An 18,331-nucleotide genomic window follows, 5' to 3' on the forward strand; every position below is an offset into this window, starting at 1 on the left:
TTATTTTCAAAGAGATATTTTAATCTTATACAACTTCTCCTTATACTTAAAATTTATTGTGTAACAATGTGTTTAGTATAGAATATTAGACTTTTTATCTGCATATACTTAATTGTTTATTATATGGAGGGAGGAATAAGCATTGTTTTATCATTTTAAAGAATTGCAATTCGAGGCAAAACCAAGTAGGCCTGATCCCGTATTTGCTAGAAAATTACAAGAGGTACTTGGTGGACAGTATGGAGAAATTAGTGTAATGATGCAATATTTATTCCAGGGATTTAACAGTAGAGCAGAGCCTAAATATCGTGATTTGTTATTTGATATTGGAACAGAAGAAATTGGTCATGTAGAAATGTTAGCTACAATGATAGCTAGGTTATTAAACGATGCACCATTTGAGACGCAGCAGAATGCTTATGACACAGATCCTGCTCTAGCAGCTATATTAGGGGGTTCTAACCCACAACATGCGATTGTTAGTGGACTTGGAGCAATGCCAGCAGATAGCAATGGAAATCGATGGACTGCAAATTTCATCATTTCCAGCGGGAATTTATTAGCGGACTTTCGTGCTAACCTTACTGCGGAGTCACAAGGAAGATTACAAGTCACTCGCTTATATAATATGACCGATGATCCAGGTGTAAGAGATATGTTATCTTTTCTTATTGCAAGAGATACATATCATCAAAATCAGTGGTTTGCTGCGATACGAGAGCTCGAAGAACGTGAGAATGATATCGTGGTTCCTTCAACTTTCCCTAGATCAAAAGAATTTCAAGAAGTATCATATACACTATTTAATTTCTCAGAAGGCGAAGAAAGTAAAAAAGGTAGGTGGGCACATGGCCCAAGTTTTGATGGAAGAGGAGAATATAAATATGTAAGTGAACCCGTTTTTTGGGGAAGTGCACCTAAATTACCACCAGCTCCTCCACTATATTACAATACACCCCCATCTAAAATGTAGAAAACCCCTACTTAAAATAAATTACATGTAATTAATAAACATCAAAGTTAATATTCACCAAACTTTGATGTTTATTAATACAATTTAGACTTATAAAAATAATTTCTCCCAAGTAACTTTTCCTGCTTTCCCATCAATGAGGATACTTTCCTTTTGTTGAAAAGATTTCACTGCATTATTTGTATTAGTACCAAAAATACCATCTAATCCTTTTGGATTCTCTCCCTTAATATAAAGCATCGCTTGAAGTATCCAGGTAATATTTCCTTTAGCGCCACTTGCTATTGTAACTGTAGCGGCTTTTGTTTTTTGCCCCCATATACCATCAACATTTAGTTTTGCATTGAATTGTTTATTTAATTCTATTTGATATCCTTTGATTGCTGCTTTAATTGTTAACGGACCTGATATACCGTCTATGGATAAACCTGTTTGATATTTAGTATTTAACCCAGACTGAATATCCTGAATAATATGCTTGTTATCCCGATAGTTTTGTAAATATTTCGTAGGATCTAAACAGTTATTCGTCCTATCTGAGGTCCAGCCGTATGGAGGTTGAGTCTCAGCTTTTTTACGCACTTCATAGTGCAAATGAGAACCAGTTGTCTTTCCTGTATCCCCTTGTTCTCCTATTACTTGCCCTTTCTTTACATATTGACCACGCTGTACGGATACACTATCCAAATGAGCATATAATTGCCCTCGGTTATTTTTATCCTGAAGAAGTACTACTTTTCCAAAACCGCCTAAACCAGTTCCAGTTCTACCCATACCAGCAAAAATAACTTCCCCATCTGTAAATGCTTGAATACTTGCTTTATGATACTTAACTAAGTCTATCCCTGTATGAAAAGTGAATCCGATTCCTGTCCACACATCTCTTCTATAACCAAACTTAGATGTTACTCTATAATCTCGAAATGGCATATAATATAACTCTCCTCCCTTTTCTACCATTTATATGAAAAAAGTGACTTGCCCGACAGGACTAGCCACCTAAATAAATTGTCTATTTTTTCCTCTTTTGTTAACATGATTTATCCGGTAAAGACATCTCCAGCCTATATTACCTTTAGAATTTCTCCAATTCTTCCTGCTAACATCAATATATATAATAACAATTTTCCTCTTTCACTTAAATCAGCAGTAAACCCCATGGATAACCCCACTGTGCCAAATGCAGAAGAACGCTTTTAGCAAACACAAGCTTCATTTTCAACTCGTGCCTTTGATGTATTGCTTTTCTTTCAAATATTGAATAATCATTTGAACGGATTCTTCCAGCGTCTGATTTTCCGTATCTACTATAATTTCTGGATGAAGTGGTTCTTCATATGGAGCATCAATTCCAGTGAAATTGTTAATTTCACCCAAACGAACTTTTTTGTATAACCCTTTCGGATCCCTAACTTCACATATATCTAGACTACACTTCACGTAAATCTCAATGAATTCACCTTGTGCAAGAGTTGCTCTTACACGATCCCTGTCTTCCCGGTAAGGAGAGATAAATGCTGTCAAAGTAATCAATCCCGCATCAACCATCAATTTGGAAACCTCTCCTATACGACGAATATTTTCTGTCCGGTCTTCCGGACTGAAGCCAAGATTCTTATTTAACCCATGCCGGACATTATCCCCATCAAGACGATAGGTGTGTGTCCCAATTGAAAACAATTCACTCTCCAATGCCGAAGATAAGGTAGATTTACCTGATCCCGATAATCCAGTAAACCACAATACAGCACTTTTATGATTGTTCAAATGTTCTCTGTCTGCTTTCTTTACACTGGATTGATGCCATACGATATTAGTAGATTTATTCATGGTTTTCCTCCTAATACCACCAGTAAATGACAATGCTAACAGTCAAAACCATCACTATCAGACTGAGTGGTGTCCCTATTTTTAGATAGTCTATAAATCTATAGCCTCCAGGGCCATATACAATCATATTTGTTTGATAGCCGATTGGCGTAATAAAACTAGCTGAAGCTGCAATAGCAATTACTACTGCAAATCCCATTGGTTCAGCATGAAGGCTCCTTGCCATTTCCATCCCAACAGGGAACATCAAGACTGCTGCAGCACTATTCGTAATTATCTCTGTGAAAATATTTGTCAAAATATAAATCAATAGTAAGAGCAAAATCAGACCTGCTGATTTTCCCAACATCAACATGCCTTCCGCAATATACTCAGCCAAACCTGTTTTCGACATGGCCAATCCGATGCCAAATGAACTTGCAATCAATAGTAATACGTCAAAATGGATATATTTCTTCGCTTCCTCTGGAGTTATTACCTTGAACAGCAGCAACAGAACAACTGCCATGGTCATAGCTTTAAACATGGATAGCGCACCTAATGTCACGAGTGCTATCAATCCAAAAAACAGAAGGAGAGTAAACCACCCTTTTATAGGGTCTATTCTCAATGTCTCCGTAGTACCTGGAGAAGTTAAGATATAAAAGTCTTTGGAATGCTTATACTTTTCAACAAAATCCTTGTCAGCTAATAGTAGCAACGTATCTCCTGGTTTTAGGACAATGTCTCCTATTTTACTTTCAATTCGTTCATTTTCTCGATGAGCGGCTATCACACCTGCATTAAATCTTGAACGGAACTCTAATTGTTTAATCGTTTTTGATTGCAGCGATGACTGATGCGCTATAACTACTTCCACAATCTCAGTATTACCATTTTTCAGTTCACTAAGTTCCAGATTTGTACCTGTTCGTAATGTTAATCCTTTTATCATTTGCACATCTCTAAGAGTCTCAATTAGTCCGGTAAAGATTAATCGATCACCTGACTGGATGATTGTTGTCGGCCTTACAGGGGAAATTCGTTCATTTTCTCTGATGATTTCGATTAGGTACAAACCTTTTAAATCCCTTAATCCAGCAGATTTAATACTTTGATTGGCGAATGAAAAAGATTGATCCACAATTAATTCTGCCAAGTATTCTCTGGGATCATCATCAATTTGTTGCTGAAGACCTTTATTCTCCGGAAGAAACCTGTAGCCTATCGTAAAAATATATATAAGACCAACTATAGTTATCGGTATACCTACGATTGCTAGTTGAAATAAAGTAAAACCGCCATAACCATAATCGATTAGCATTCCGTGAACTACTAGATTGGTAGATGTTCCAAGGACTGTTATAGTTCCCCCTAGTATTGTTACGTAAGAAAGGGGGATCAAGAACTTCGAAGGTGCAATCCCCTTTTCTTCACACCAGCCTTTTACTATCGGCATAAAAGTGACGACGATTGGTGTATTATTCAGGAATCCTGAAAGAAGTGAAACAGGAATGAAAAAACGCACAACAGAACCGATCATTCTATCGCTTCCAGCCATCCATGATTTCATAAGGTCTTCAAGAATTCCACTTTTCCTTACTGCTCCTGCCATAACAAAAAGGAGACCAACAGTAATCATCCCTTCATTGGAAAATCCGCTCAAAGCTTCAGACGGATTAAGAATACCCGTTATCAGGAATATAGTAAGGACCGTAAAAACAACAATCGATGGACTTGCCATTTCAAAAAGCAAGGCTCCCAGCATGGCAATAACCATCAGGAGTACGAATATCATTTCTGCTGACACGGGAAACACCCTTTAATTTGTATTGTTCTTGCTCAATCCTTTCATAAGTACGGATGCAACTTCTGGTCTGGAAAATTCCTTAGGTAGCTGCTCTCCATTGCGAAGCTTCTCACGGACCTTGGTACCACTCAAATGGATATGGAATTCTTTTCCATGCGGACACGTTTTTTCAGTGCCCATATTCTCGCATTTGGCACAATAAAAAGCATGTTCAAATTTAAATATCTGGATACCTAGTTCTTCTTCATAATGGGAAATCAATTCCTGTGCTTCATACGTTCCATAGTAATCTCCTACACCAGCATGATCTCTACCGACAATAAAGTGCGTACATCCATAGTTCTTTCTAACAATCGCATGAAGAATTGCTTCCTTAGGTCCGGCATATCGCATAGCGGCTGGATAAATGACAAGTCTTGCACGGTTTTTTGGATAATAATTTTTTAGAATAACCTGATAGCTTTCCATACGTATTTCCGCAGAAATGTCATCTGATTTTGTTTCACCCACCAATGGATTCAACAACAATCCATCAACAGATTCTAAAGCACTTTTCTGAATATATTCATGGGCGCGATGAACTGGGTTACGTGTTTGGAAACCAACAATTGTTTTCCACCCTAAGTCAGCAAACATTTCCCTTGTTTCTTTCGGATCATAATAAAACTTTTCGAAATTACTATGACTCGGACGATTCAACATGAAAATCGGCCCAGCAAGGTACACATCTCCTTTTTCGTAAAGTTTTTTAACGCCAGGATGAGCAGTGTCTGTCGTACCATAAACGAGATTTGCTTCTTTTTCCTTGTCATAGGTATACTTTTCTTCCAACTCAAGCACACCATATAAAATATCGTCCTCTCCAAACAAAGCTATCGTCGTACCAATATCATAGGAGGTTGCTTTCTCTTTATTTACGGCCAATGTAATAGGAATGCTCCAGACTGTTCCGTCTTTCAAGTGTACATGTTCGATGACACTTCGATAATCCTCCTCTCCCATAAATCCAGTTAACGGGCTGAAACCACCATTGGCAATGAGCTCCAAATCTGATAAGCTCCATGCGTCTAGTTTTAATGTGGGCAATGATTTTGATTTATGTAGATACGATTCCTTTTTCTCACTGGTTATTACCCTATTGATGAGCTTGCCACCATGAGGCAGGATGTTTACCCGTTCTTTCTTTTTTACAGATTTCATATTCAAAACCTCCATCAAGTTATTGATTTGGATTTGCCGATAGATAATCCCTAAGTTCGATTATCATGGCGCCCATCTTTTGATTTGCGGGCTGAACCACACGCCCGATACCATATTGATTCAATTGATTGGCGGTCACTTTACCAACGGCTACAGCAGTTACATGATTATTAAATGCTTCTGCTAATAATTCTGTATCAATAGCCGTTCGGAATAAATTCTTGACCTGGGTTTTACTCGTGAAAATTACGGCATCTAGATTTTGCTCAACTATATTTAACTCCAATTTGTCTATGGTTTCTTTATCTGGATTTCTGTAACGATATGGCTTTGACATATATACATTACAGCCGATACTTTCTAGTTTTTCTTTCAATACCAAATCGTCCTCAGTATATGTCTGAAGAAAAACTTTATTGCTCTCTCTTCCTATTAACGGCGTCAAGGAATTTAGCAGATTTTCCATTGTTCCATCTTTTGAAACAACTTTTGCATTCAAGGAATGCTTTTTAAGCCATTTCTCAGTTTTACTTCCACGTATTGCCAACGGTATACTACTTAGCTTTCTGATAAATTCGGGGAAACGATTGACACGCCATGAAGCTTCTTCCAATGTTGAAGCTCCTATTCCGGTAGTAAGCACAACGAAATCAAAAGCGTTGGCAATTAATTCCTCCACATCTCGTTCACTCGTTTCATCATTTAAAACCTGTTCTCCTTGAATGGAAAACACAACAGGTGTGCCATTAATCTTTTTAACAAGTGTTGAGATTTCATTCGATCTTCGGCTCGCTGCAATGCCAATTCTTTTAGAATCATTATCCATCATTCTGATTCACTCTTTCGATCATTTTTCCATTTTTATTCAACGACTCAATAAAACTTCTCTGTCTCTCTCTGTCTAAAAATTCTTCTGACAAAATCTCTTTTAACAACAACTTCTGTTGGTATCTATCTAAAAATGATTCCTTAATAAGCTGACGGCACACAGATAAAAAATCGACATAATCTCCGTAGTCTTCATTATATAAACATTCAAGCTCTTTTTTCATTTTGACAGCAAATTGCGGACTCGCTCCGTTCGTTGATACACTGATAGAGAGATCTCCTCGTCTAAAAAAAGATGGAAATGCGACATTTCCCTTTTCTACATCTGCGGCAGCGTTGATTAGTGATTCTTCTGGTGCCCAGTTGATTACATTGTAATTAACAATTGGATCATTCGTTGCGACAATAATAAGAAAGGCACCTTTAAGATCCGTGGATTCTATATACTTTTCTTTCCAAAGCAATTGTCCTTTTGTCCACAGATATACAATATCTTCCACTGCTTTCGGACTAATTACTGTTACTACAGCATCATTTTTCAAAAGTGTTTTTGCTCTTCGTAGGGCTACTTTGCCTCCTCCAACTATCACCACATGCCTGTCATATAAATCAATCATCATTGGAGTGAAAGCCATCATCTAACCTCCCTTGTAGAGTTATAAATTTTGTTTGAGTGAATTGCTTCCTGAACCCGGTCTTTCAATGCTTCGACCATAATCGGATGTTTAGATAACTCACTACACAGAATGAAATCCTTACCCTGCTTTTCCATCACGTTGATTTCTCTTTCCATCGACTGAAGCAGTACTCCTGTAAACCATAGATAAGGAACGACAAAAACACGTGAGTAATTTTCCTCCAATGAGGACCTTAATCCATGTTCAAAGGAAGGACTGCAAGCAGCCAAATAACATACATCGACATGGAGGTTCATTTTCAGCTGTAAATTCGATGCAATTTGCTCAATATCTTTTTGTGTTTGGGGACTACGGCTACCTCGGCCTACAAGCAGGATTTTTGATCCTTCATCTGGCTGGATATTAGTTTCTTCAATTCGTTCTACCAAAACATTCGTCAAACGATTTTGTACGCCAAGTGGCTCCCCATAGATGAATTGTATGAGTGGATATTTATTTTTAAGTTGTTTGATTTCTTCTGGAATATCCTGATAGTAATGCCCCGCTCGCAACAGGAAAACAGGTACAATAGCAATCTTCGTAGCTCCTTGTTTGATCAAATTATCTACCCCTTGCCCGACGTCTGGTTTGGAAATCTCTAGAAAACAAATTTCCTGCAATGGGATATCAATCTGTTTTTTCACTTCGTTGATAAAAGCAATTGCACCTGCTGTTGCTTCGGGTATACGACTGCCATGACTGACATAAAGTACTCCTTGCACAACTGCACCTCCCAACTAACCAATCACCACTTCTGGATTGAAATCATGTTCAGTGGTTTCCTCTTCAAACCATTGAATCTGTTCCCTTAGCCGCACTACATCTCCAATAATTATCATGGAAGGATTTTTTAAGCTGTCTGCAGCATGAACGATATTTTCCAACGTCCCTGTCACGGTTTGCTGCATTACTGTCGTTCCCCAATGGATTACTGCAATCGGAGTTGTGGAATGACGGCCATAGCGTATTAAACGTTCACAAATCTCAGGCAAGCTTTTTACTCCCATGTAAATACAAAGGGTATCCGAACTCTTCGCGAGATGTTCCCAATATTTTTCATGATCCTCACCAGTTTTACTAACACCCGAAACAAAAGATACGGAGGAACTGTAATCCCGATGCGTTAAAGGTATTCCTGCATAGGTAGGTGCTGCGGAACCAGAAGTTATTCCAGGAACGATTTCAAAAATGAATCCATTTTCTTTTAGAATCATCGCCTCCTCTCCACCTCTTCCAAAAATAAACGGATCGCCGCCTTTCAGTCTTGTAACAATTTTATCCTCTTTCGCATATCTGCAGAGTAATTTGTTTATATTGTCCTGTGAAAGTGAATGGTGTTCCGGACTTTTACCGCAATAAATCAATTCGGCTTTTTCCGAAGCATAGCCTAATAACTCCTCATTCACTAATCGATCATATAAAATAATGTCAGATTGCTGAATCGCTTTTAAGCCTTTAAGCGTAATCAGTTCCGGATCACCAGGACCGGCTCCCACCAAATAAACCTTTCCCATTCTTTCACTTCCCTCCTGGAGTCTCTACTACATTCGTGCTATTTGTATGAAAATCTAAACCTGATTTAACTTCTTTCACATAACCCGCACGAATCACAAAATCACCAAAGTGTTCATCTTTCTGTTTATCCCTGGCAAAGTCTAAAAATATAGGACGCAAGGTTTCCAAAATCTCCTCTTCGCCGATATTTTCCTTGTAAAGCTTGTTGAGTCGACTTCCATTAAAGCTACCACCAAGATACATATTGTATTTTCCAGGAGCTTTGCCAATAAAGGCGATTTCTGCCAATGCAGGACGTGAGCAACCATTCGGACAACCTGACATGCGGATGACTATTTCTTCTTCTTTAAGACCTGACTCGTCAAGTATGACCTCGATTTTGTCCAAAAGTTCCGGCAAATATCTTTCCGATTCCGCCATGGCAAGCCCGCATGTTGGGAAGGCAACACATGCCATTGAATTTCTTCTGAGCCCGGAATAAGTCTTTCCCTCAGTAAGTTTGAATTTTTCTACCAGATCATTGACTTGTTTCTTGTTGCTACTGGATACATTTGCAATTATCAGGTTCTGATTCGGAGTCAGACGGAAATCACCTTTATGGACCTTTGCAATTTCTCGCAAACCTGTCATTAGTGGATAGTTCTCAAAATCCTTTATCCGACCATTCTGAATGAATAAGGTTAGATGCCAATAGTCTTTTCCTTTTATCCATCCATAACTATCACCATTAGCTTCAAATTCATAGAATCGTTTATCTTCCAAATCCCAGCCTAACCTTTCATTCAATTCTTCTACAAACCAGTTAATTCCTCTGGCATCTATCGTATACTTGAAACGGGCATTCTTTCTGTTCGAACGGTTACCGAAATCCCTTTGAATCGTTACTACTTTTTCAGCTACCTCTGTAACTTTCTCAGGCAGACAAAAACCAATTACCCGAGATATTTGTGGGTAGGTATTTGTATCACCATGTGTCATTCCCATTCCACCGCCAACAGCAATATTAAAACCTAACAATTTTCCTTCCTCCACGATTGCTATAAATCCCAAATCTTGAGAATAGATGTCGATATCATTCGATGGAGGAACCGCAATACCAATCTTGAATTTCCTTGGAAGGTAAGTAGATCCATAGATCGGTTCATTTTCCTCACGACTGTCTACAATCTTTTTGTCATCTAGCCAGATCTCATGATAAGCATTTGTCTCCGGCAGCAAGTGATCACTGATTTTTTTCGACCATTCATATACCTCAGCATGTACATCAGACTGTTCGGGATTAACATTGCACATGACATTCCTATTAATATCCCCGCAGGCTGCAATTGTGGTCATCAAAGCCTGGTTCATTCCCTGCATAGTCTTTTTCAGATCCCATTTCAAAATACCGTGTAGTTGAAATGTCTGTCTGGTTGTTAATCTCATCGATCCGTTAGCATATTTATGAGCTAAGTCATCCATCACCAGCCATTGTTCCGGCGTCGTAACACCTCCTGGAGTGCGGACTCGAATCATAAATTGGTAAGCAGGCTCTAGTTTTTTCCGACGTCTTTCATCTCGTAAATCCCTATCATCCTGTTGATAACTTCCGTGAAACTTTAATAGTTTATTATCATCATCAGAAATCGCTCCAGTAATTCGGTCTTCCAATCCTTCTGCAATTGTACCCCGCAAAAAGTTACTTCTTTCCTTTATGTCCTCCACTTCATCCAATGGATCATTATCTTTTGAAATATTAGACTTCGTCACTCTTTCAGCCCCTTTTTCGTATGCTTATTTCAATAAACGTCGCGTTGATACCGTTTCTGTTTTCGCATATCAGTCAAATACGCTTCCGCTTCCTCAATACTGAAGCAGCCCTCCTTCTGAATAATTGTTGAAAGTGTTTGGTGTACATCATGTGCCATATGCTTTTCGTCACCGCATACATAGATATTTGCTCCATCTTGCAACCATTGATAGAGTTCCTTGCTATGCTCCAACATTCGATGTTGCACGTAAACCTTATCAGCACTGTCTCGTGAGAAGGCCACATCCATCTTGGTCAGTACTCCGTGTTTCAGCCAGTTTTGCCATTCCACCTGATAGAGAAAGTCAGTGGCAAAATGCTGATCTCCATAGAACAGCCAGGTTCTGCCTTTAACTCCTGTTTCTTCACGCTCTTCCAGAAAGGATCTGTAAGGCGCGACTCCTGTACCAGGTCCAATCATAATTACAGGTGTGTCAACATCATTAGGAAACTTAAAGTTTGGATTGTGGTGGATGTAAATCGGCAATAGATCTCCAGGCTTTACCCTTTCCGCACACTGGCCAGAACAAACACCAGCCTGTTCCTGCCTTTGACCTGTATAAATGGCTTTTGCGACAGTGATATGTACTTCATCCGGATTCGCCTTAAAACTGCTGGAAATAGAATACAGTCTTGCCGGCATTTTTCTGAGAATTTGAATAAATTCTTCTGGTGTCATATCTACTGGCGGGTAATCCGTAATCAAATCGATGACATCCCTCCCTTGTATATAGGCTTTCTGTTCTTCAACTTTTTCCGGAGCCATAAGTTCTTTTAAGTTATCATTATTAAAAAACTGTGCGGCTTTATCCAATAATGGTTTTGTGATTCTTGATATCTCAAAATTGGACAACAATGCTTCTCGTAACGATCGTCTTTCCCCATGCTTATTGATCGAAACACTTTCTTCAGGTTCGAAATTCAAACTAGTGATAAGCTGTTCCACCATTTCAGGATTATTTTTAGGATAAATACCAAGACTATCACCTAGCTCAAATTCAAGGTTTGCATCCTCAATAGATAACTCCATATGGTAGGTCTCTTTATTCGATCCTTCACCATTAAGATTCAAATTTTCCAACACTTCCGCATGGTATGGATTGGTTCTTGAATAAACGGGGCTTTCCGTAACAATACCAGCGGATTGCACGTTCAGAACTGTGTCATGGGTGGGTTTTGCTTTAGACAGTTCATGAAGAATGCCGTCCACCCATTCAGCTGTGGGTTCATCAAAATCCACATCACAATCAACTCTCGGATAGAGCCTATCCCCTCCCAGCTCTTCCAAACGCTTATCAAATTCTTTTCCAGTCTGGCAAAAGAATTCATACGACTGGTCGCCAAGGGAGAGAACAGAAAACCTAACATCTTTCAGCTTTGGCGCCTTTCTGCCATGTAGAAATTCATGGAAAGATATTGCATTTTCAGGAGGTTCTCCTTCACCATGTGTTGCTGTAATGATGAAGAGATCTTGCACTTTCTTGAGGTCTTTTGGTTTAAAGTCATCCATAGAAGAAATAGTGACTTTAAATTCTCTTGATTCTATTTTTTTGCCCAAGTCCTTTGCAATGGTCTGACCATTGCCAGTCTCCGACCCGTAAAGTATGGTTACATCCCTTAATTTTGTTTCTTTGACTGGCTTAAGTAATTCTTCATGGTCTGAAATCAAATTGATTGGTTGGGCCTCGGTATTACTATCAGCTAACTGTGTAGCTGACAGATAACCACTTAACCAAATACGCTGACTTTCCGTTAACGTCGGTAATAGCTTATTAAGATAATCAGATTGTTCTTTATTAAACGGACTGTTTGTTTCCTGTAGCAGCAAAATATTTCACCTCACATTATAGATACATCAAGTAAATACTACTTTTATAAGTTTGCGGACCAATTTACTAGGAATTAATTAAACAATCAATCCCTCTAGATACAATAGAGGGTTTTTAGTAATTAATCAGAGGTATGAAGACCACATTCCGTCTTTTGAATGCCCGCCCATCTTCCAGCACGTGAATGATCGGAATCACTCACTTGTGAAGTACAAGGAATGCATCCAATACTTGGGTAGCCATTATCATGCAATTCATTGTAAGGCAAGTCGTTGTCTTTAATATAGTCCCATATCTCATCCCACGTCCAATGAATCAAGGGACAGACTTTAATTGATTTAAATCGTTCATCTTTGTTGACAAAATCTGTCTTGCTTCTTGATACCGACTGTTCTCTCCGAAGTCCAGAAATCCAAGCAGGTGCACCACTTAATGCATCTTCCAACGGCTTAATTTTTCGAATATAACAGCATTGGTCAGGCTGACGTTTCCATAAGGCTGAACCATACTCTGCCGCCTGCTCATCCAAGGATAAATCGGGCTTTTTGATATGAATGTTCAGTGCTGGGTATTTAACTTCCATATCTCTTATCAAGTCATATGTTTCCTGAAAATGAAGATCAGTATCTAGAAAAACAATATCAGCATTCTTTTGTGTCTTCGATATAAGATCAATCAGAACAATTCCTTCTGCCCCAAAGCTACAAGCATATACGATATTAGTTCCGTACTCTTTATAGGCCCATTGCAGAATTTTCGAAGCACCCTTTGTCTCATCATCAGGAACCCAGTCTTTATAAGGGTCTTTAACAAAATTACTATAGGTAACTGAATAGCCACCCATTTAACATCCCTCCCAGACGTTATAATACATTCAGCTTATTCCCGTTTTCTTAGTATTTTTTAGAGAAAATTATTCATAGTAATACAATATGAATTGTAAGCATTTTACCGCTAAAAACCAACGAAGTCAACAGTAAATTTAAAAAAGTTTGATAATTAGCACTAAATAACTGTATAGACTACGTTACCCACATTTCAAAAATGCTATTTATGGATATTAATTAACAAACGTTCCTTTTTCCAATATTAATGGTTACAGACTGGATAGGTGTTAGCCAAGTTGTTATATCGAGTTGGATAATAATAATTCATTTCTATTACTAAACTGTTATAAACTTGTTAAATTGTATAGTAGACGAACTATATTTTAATGAGAATGATGAAAAAAGCCACTCTTAATCTTCGAGTGACTCACCAAAATTATATTTAAGTATAATATCTTCTGCGTATCCTCTGTCAATCTCTTTTTCTTTCCAAGACAATCATAAGTTATATGCATCATTGTTCTTACTTCACCTACCATTACTCCGTCTTTTGGTTCTAATTCTCTTCTACATGTACCGCACCAATAATAACCTAGTAAAGTAGCCACAAGCACCTCAAACTCTAGAAATACTAGATGAAAGAACCAATGGTTGGATTAAAGTAGATACTTAGTTGGGTGAAAAATGGATTGCTCCTAATGGAGTAGAAGTTGAACTCAGCTTTGCAACTAGAATATACAATGAAGCAGATCTTTTAAAAAGTACTTCTGCTTTTATAGAACAACAGACTATAACAGTATATGAACAAAAAGACAATGGTTGGTGGAGAGTTGATACATGGCTAGGAGAAAGATGGATTGCACCTAATGGTATCAAAGAAAATTTAAGTAAGACTGTAAAAATTTATAACGAACCTAATTTCACAAAATCAACCGGAGCCTCTATTAAGCCGCAAGAAATCACTGTAATCGCAAAAAGAGAGAGTGGTTGGTGGTTAGTAAAAACTTGGTTAGGGAATAAGTGGATAGCACCTTACAGACAAAATCTAACTTTAGATAAACAATATAAATTATATGACGAGCCCTCTTTCAATTCTAAATCACCGGCATCTATTGGAGCTCAAACTGTAAAGTTTTTTAATGTAACGTCTGATGGATGGTATCAAATTGAAACATGGCTTGGCAAAAAATGGATTAGTCTAAAAGACAATCAGTCAAAATTTATAGTACCGGTAAACGGTGGTTATACCGTAACCAGTACTTATGGACCTAGGGGAAGTGGTTTTCATTATGGGATTGACCTTGCAGCTAGAGGAAATGGTGGCCAAATAGTTTCATCAGCTTCTGGAAAAGTCACAAGAGCTGATTATAGCTCCAGTTATGGATACGTGGTTTATGTAGAACATAATATTATTAATAAAAAATACACTACTGTTTATGCACATATGAGAAGTAATTTACAAGTACGCGTCGGACAAACTGTCCCACAAGGGCAGTTATTAGGTTACATGGGCAATACAGGTAATTCTACCGGACAACACTTACATTTTGAAATACATGAAGGCTCTTGGCAATCACGTAATGGAATTGATCCAGAACTATTTATAAACTTTTAGATTAAAGAAGCCACTCTAAGTGGGTGGCCTTTTTTATTTTTTGTATGAAATAAAAATCCCCCAGATAGGGGACTTAATTTTGAGTCGCATAGTCATCCTTAATAGTAAGTGAGAGTACAAATCCTGATAAGTTAGAAATAAATGCTGTTCCATATAATATAACAGAATATACGTTATTAAATTTAATACCTATATATAGTGCGAAAATACCCAGCAAAAGATAGCTTACTACGTAATAAAATCTAAACTTTTTCCTCTTTGATAAAATGGCAATAATTATAATTGTCAAAAGCATTATAGATAAAGTAATTAACTCCATTGAATCACTCCTTTATAGTGCAATAATAACTGGACCTTAGTGATTGTACAATGTATATTGAACACTCTTAACCTGCTTTTTACACTATTTTAAAATAAAGAAATAAAAATTCCCTTAGCTGTTTTTTGAGGGCTAATGTATCATAAATCAAATTTAAAGGTCTTTTGTAAAATCTCTCACCATTTAATTCACCCTGTATTTATATCAGGTTATATTTTAACTTTAAAATAGTATCAGTTCTATTTAAAAAGACACCTCATTATGAGATGCCTTAATAAATTATTCTTTATTTAATTTCGTAATCTTGACTTCCTATTTCATCACCCATGATTCCTTGAGTAGCAACCAATGTTACTGGTGTTTCTAAATCATCTAGTTCATAAGCTATAGAATTTTCTACTGTACCGTTCTCTTTAATAGTTGCTAACTGTGTGTCAGAATGAGCTTGATCAGGTAACATACCGACGCCTAATTCATTTACTGCATTAGGATCATTGTCTTGTATAGCAGTAAACATTGCCATCCAAGCAGTGGTAGGATCTAGCTCTTTGTCAGAAAGATTAGTTACTTCATACCAGATAGCGAACACTGGTTTCTCTCCATATTCATTTCCTGGTTCGCCTACATCTATTACTTTAGTATCTTTGATTTGGATTTTTAAATCTTCAATTTTAGCTTCATTGTCTTTAAAATATACTTCGGTATTTTCTTCCCCCGCTTCTTCTTTGTCGTTGGTAGAACTTTCTTCTGTAGTCTCATTACTTGTATCACTTGCTTCTGCTGTAGCATCTTCACTATCACTAGAATCACCGCAAGCAGCTAAGATAAGTAACAATCCGGCAATTAAAGTAAACAAATATTTTTTCATGTATAAAACCTCCTTGTATGTTAATTCTTTTATCGGTTAGTTATAAACAAAGTTTAATAGTTTTTTTCAAAAAATACATATCAATATAAATTAAAAAAACATCTCCCTTTGAGAACTTTTGAGATGTCTATTCCCGAATATTATAAAATCCTCTTTGAATACTTAATCAATGACCACGATTATATAATAAACTCACTTATATACAATTTAAACTATTTATGGTAATAGTTCTAAATGGCAAAAAAGTATGGGCATTAAATAATCCCTTGCTTTTTTACTATCTCCATCCTAAAACTTCCACAGCGGCTTGGAAGATTGCATTTCTCCACCTCATACTCTGTCTTTTACTTCATCTGACAGAGCGTTATACTCAGTCCTTTCCATTACTTTGACTACTTTTGTTGTCATTGCGTTTTCGTTGTGATGTCTTAATGTCATCATTAACTCCGAAGTTATCGTTGATAAGCAGGTATTCAGTGCATCTGGATCTGACTTCGACAATTGCTCTCTTATTATTTCTTCTCCTTTTCAGATAGCATTTATATCCACCAATAAACATAGTACAAATGAATTTAGATACTTTTGATAAGGAAATTCTTTTATTTAATTGTCTACTTTTGGTCATAAAGCTTTAAAAAATTATCTGTTTCTTTCTTTGTTTCGCTTACTTCATACTCAGAGGCCCTTAAAAAACTTACGCAGGTTTGCCTTATTATATTTTTCACCTAATAACGCTTCATTCAATCTTTCTTCCGGTAAAAACATAAGTATTCTATATATCAATTATTTTTGTGCCATGAAACTTTCTCCTGTTTATCTTGTATTTCACTTGCACATATTATCGAAGAATATAGCTAGCGGTATGGAAGCAGATCCTAAAAGTAAATATGCAGCTGTAATTTGATTTTTTGTTCTTTTCTCTTTGAAGATGCCTCTATTAAAATCAAAGCTGAAGCTAATAGAAGAGAAGCAATTATCTCCACATTATTCACCTACCTTATATCAATTATATCCAACTTCCAGCTATACAGCCTGAAACAGTGACCGCATTAAATACTAATACACCAGCTGCACATGCAAGACCACAAACAGATGATATAAGAGAAGTTGCTACACCTGTAATGCCCATACATGTTAGAAAGGCATTCCAATCCACTCCAGCAGGTTGAATAGCTCCCTCTTGATTTTTTTGGTAATTTTCAGCGGTGGTGAATTCCTCATTTGTAACTCCGTGTTCTTGAACTTCACCATTAAGTAATAGTTCAACTTAAATGTGTTTTTTCAGATTTTCAAACATAAAGCTCTGAATAATGTAAGATTTCCCCATTACTTTCAAAATAAACTGAGATGTTACTAATTTCATTTTAGTTTTTCCCATCAGAGGTGGGTACAGTTAAGGTTTTGATATCAGAGTCTTTTTATATGTGAAAGCTTATAACGTATAAACTAATTTCCTAATACTTAATTATCTCATACATAGTTTTTTTAGTAATATAGTATTTTTCATGTAATAGATAAGTAATATACAAATAACCCCCTGCCTCTGGTAATTTACCAAAAGCAGGATTTTTATTTTAATTTATCTTACCCGTAATCTCTGACCAGGCCGAATAATATCACCAGTCAATCCATTAAGGCTTCTGATTGCGCTAACCGTTGTATTATACTGCTGTGCAATTCCCCAAAGCGTTTCACCGGATTGAACTGTATGATAAACAGCCCCGACACTGCTAACAATTAAAACTTGCCCCGGATAAATAGTGTCGTCAGTTAATTCGTTTAAGTCTTTTAATTGTTGCACAGTCATATTGTGGGCTTGGGCAATGCTCCAAAGAGTATCTCCTGATTGTACCGTATAGGTGCTACCTCCACCAGATTTTCTTCTTAACCCTAACGCTTGTGCAATACCATTGGCATGACCTAGCGCAATACGATTAAGATAAGCATCTGATTTCAACTTATTTGCATCAGCTACTGTGTCAATGAATCCATTCTCTGTTAATACAGCAGGCATATTTGATTCACGTAATACATGGAAGTTAGCACGCTTTTTACCCCGATTTCTAAAATCCACTTGTCTCATAATTTCTGCATGAACTCTATCACGGTAAGTCACTGTGTTATTGGAAACACTGCCATTGTAAATATAATCCTCGTAACCAGTTCCACCACCAGCATTAATATGAATACTCACAAAGTAATCAGCGCCCCAACTATTCGCATCATTTGTACGTTGTGCAAGACTCCGAGTCGTGTCGCTTGTCCTACTCAT

At 37.2% G+C, this 18,331-nt stretch carries 18 protein-coding genes and 1 pseudogene; 2 read left to right on the forward strand and 17 right to left on the reverse strand.

Features of this window, described 5'->3' with window-relative positions:
- Positions 1-142: 142 nt before the first annotated feature.
- Positions 143-973, forward strand: coding sequence for a manganese catalase (locus tag AQ616_RS06970; RefSeq protein WP_017796781.1), 831 nt, complete (start codon positions 143-145; stop codon positions 971-973).
- Between the two features lie 90 nt (positions 974-1,063).
- On the opposite strand, the gene AQ616_RS20045 is transcribed toward AQ616_RS06970, so the two are convergent.
- The 13 genes and pseudogenes from AQ616_RS20045 to AQ616_RS19180 all read right to left on the reverse strand — a co-directional run bounded on the left by AQ616_RS20045 (position 1,064) and on the right by AQ616_RS19180 (position 13,865).
- The gene (locus AQ616_RS20045) at positions 1,064-1,903 is read right to left on the reverse strand and encodes a peptidoglycan DD-metalloendopeptidase family protein (protein WP_069685345.1); all 840 of its coding nucleotides are present in this window, start codon (positions 1,901-1,903) and stop codon (positions 1,064-1,066) included.
- A gap of 149 nt (positions 1,904-2,052) precedes the next feature.
- Positions 2,053-2,163: pseudogene (locus AQ616_RS19410) on the reverse strand (potassium transporter TrkG); the annotation flags it as partial.
- A 28-nt stretch (positions 2,164-2,191) separates the two neighbouring features.
- Positions 2,192-2,803: an adenylyl-sulfate kinase gene (gene cysC, locus AQ616_RS06980; RefSeq protein ID WP_069685346.1), complete on the reverse strand. Its 612-nt coding sequence runs from the start codon at positions 2,801-2,803 to the stop codon at positions 2,192-2,194.
- Positions 2,804-2,813: 10 nt separating this feature from the next.
- A complete protein-coding gene (locus AQ616_RS06985; protein WP_069685347.1) occupies positions 2,814-4,592 on the reverse strand; it encodes an SLC13 family permease in 1,779 nt (592 codons plus the stop codon).
- 12 nt (positions 4,593-4,604) lie between these two features.
- On the reverse strand, positions 4,605-5,792 hold the full coding sequence (gene sat, locus AQ616_RS06990) for a sulfate adenylyltransferase (protein ID WP_017796777.1): 1,188 nt from the start codon (positions 5,790-5,792) through the stop codon (positions 4,605-4,607).
- Between the two features lie 19 nt (positions 5,793-5,811).
- Positions 5,812-6,621, reverse strand: coding sequence for a uroporphyrinogen-III synthase (locus tag AQ616_RS06995; RefSeq protein WP_017796776.1), 810 nt, complete (start codon positions 6,619-6,621; stop codon positions 5,812-5,814).
- Entirely contained in the window at positions 6,611-7,255 is a 645-nt protein-coding gene (locus tag AQ616_RS07000; protein WP_017796775.1) for an NAD(P)-binding protein, read from the reverse strand. Before AQ616_RS07000 ends, AQ616_RS06995 begins: the two co-directional genes overlap by 11 nt.
- Positions 7,255-8,019 carry a sirohydrochlorin chelatase gene (locus AQ616_RS07005; RefSeq protein WP_069685348.1) on the reverse strand — a complete coding sequence of 255 codons (765 nt, stop codon included), beginning with the start codon at positions 8,017-8,019 and terminating at the stop codon, positions 7,255-7,257. Before AQ616_RS07005 ends, AQ616_RS07000 begins: the two co-directional genes overlap by 1 nt.
- A 15-nt stretch (positions 8,020-8,034) precedes the next feature.
- Positions 8,035-8,811, reverse strand: a complete 777-nt coding sequence (gene cobA / locus AQ616_RS07010; protein ID WP_017796773.1) for a uroporphyrinogen-III C-methyltransferase — start codon at positions 8,809-8,811, stop codon at positions 8,035-8,037.
- A gap of 4 nt (positions 8,812-8,815) precedes the next feature.
- Entirely contained in the window at positions 8,816-10,561 is a 1,746-nt protein-coding gene (gene cysI, locus AQ616_RS07015) for an assimilatory sulfite reductase (NADPH) hemoprotein subunit (protein WP_069685349.1), read from the reverse strand.
- Between the two features lie 29 nt (positions 10,562-10,590).
- The gene (locus tag AQ616_RS07020; protein WP_069685350.1) at positions 10,591-12,429 is read right to left on the reverse strand and encodes an assimilatory sulfite reductase (NADPH) flavoprotein subunit; all 1,839 of its coding nucleotides are present in this window, start codon (positions 12,427-12,429) and stop codon (positions 10,591-10,593) included.
- A 122-nt stretch (positions 12,430-12,551) separates the two neighbouring features.
- The gene (locus AQ616_RS07025; RefSeq protein ID WP_017796770.1) at positions 12,552-13,274 is read right to left on the reverse strand and encodes a phosphoadenylyl-sulfate reductase; all 723 of its coding nucleotides are present in this window, start codon (positions 13,272-13,274) and stop codon (positions 12,552-12,554) included.
- 366 nt (positions 13,275-13,640) lie between these two features.
- Positions 13,641-13,865: a hypothetical protein gene (locus AQ616_RS19180; protein ID WP_230199324.1), complete on the reverse strand. Its 225-nt coding sequence runs from the start codon at positions 13,863-13,865 to the stop codon at positions 13,641-13,643.
- 65 nt (positions 13,866-13,930) lie between these two features.
- Between AQ616_RS19180 and AQ616_RS07030 the strand changes: the two genes are divergently transcribed.
- On the forward strand, positions 13,931-14,872 hold the full coding sequence (locus tag AQ616_RS07030; RefSeq protein WP_069685351.1) for a M23 family metallopeptidase: 942 nt from the start codon (positions 13,931-13,933) through the stop codon (positions 14,870-14,872).
- Positions 14,873-15,477: 605 nt separating this feature from the next.
- Here the strand turns inward: AQ616_RS07030 and AQ616_RS07040 are convergent.
- From AQ616_RS07040 to AQ616_RS07045, 4 genes are all read right to left on the reverse strand, one after another.
- A complete protein-coding gene (locus AQ616_RS07040) occupies positions 15,478-16,059 on the reverse strand; it encodes a DUF5067 domain-containing protein (protein WP_017796766.1) in 582 nt (193 codons plus the stop codon).
- Positions 16,060-16,389: 330 nt separating this feature from the next.
- Entirely contained in the window at positions 16,390-16,560 is a 171-nt protein-coding gene (locus tag AQ616_RS19570) for a hypothetical protein (protein ID WP_154648744.1), read from the reverse strand.
- A gap of 505 nt (positions 16,561-17,065) precedes the next feature.
- Positions 17,066-17,215, reverse strand: a complete 150-nt coding sequence (locus tag AQ616_RS19575) for a hypothetical protein (protein WP_154648743.1) — start codon at positions 17,213-17,215, stop codon at positions 17,066-17,068.
- A 423-nt stretch (positions 17,216-17,638) separates the two neighbouring features.
- The coding region (locus AQ616_RS07045) for an N-acetylmuramoyl-L-alanine amidase (protein WP_069685353.1) at positions 17,639-18,331 on the reverse strand (693 nt) is incomplete at its 5' end.

The sequence above is a fragment of the Oceanobacillus sp. E9 genome, from assembly GCF_001741975.1.
Classification (GTDB): domain Bacteria; phylum Bacillota; class Bacilli; order Bacillales; family Amphibacillaceae; genus Oceanobacillus; species Oceanobacillus kimchii.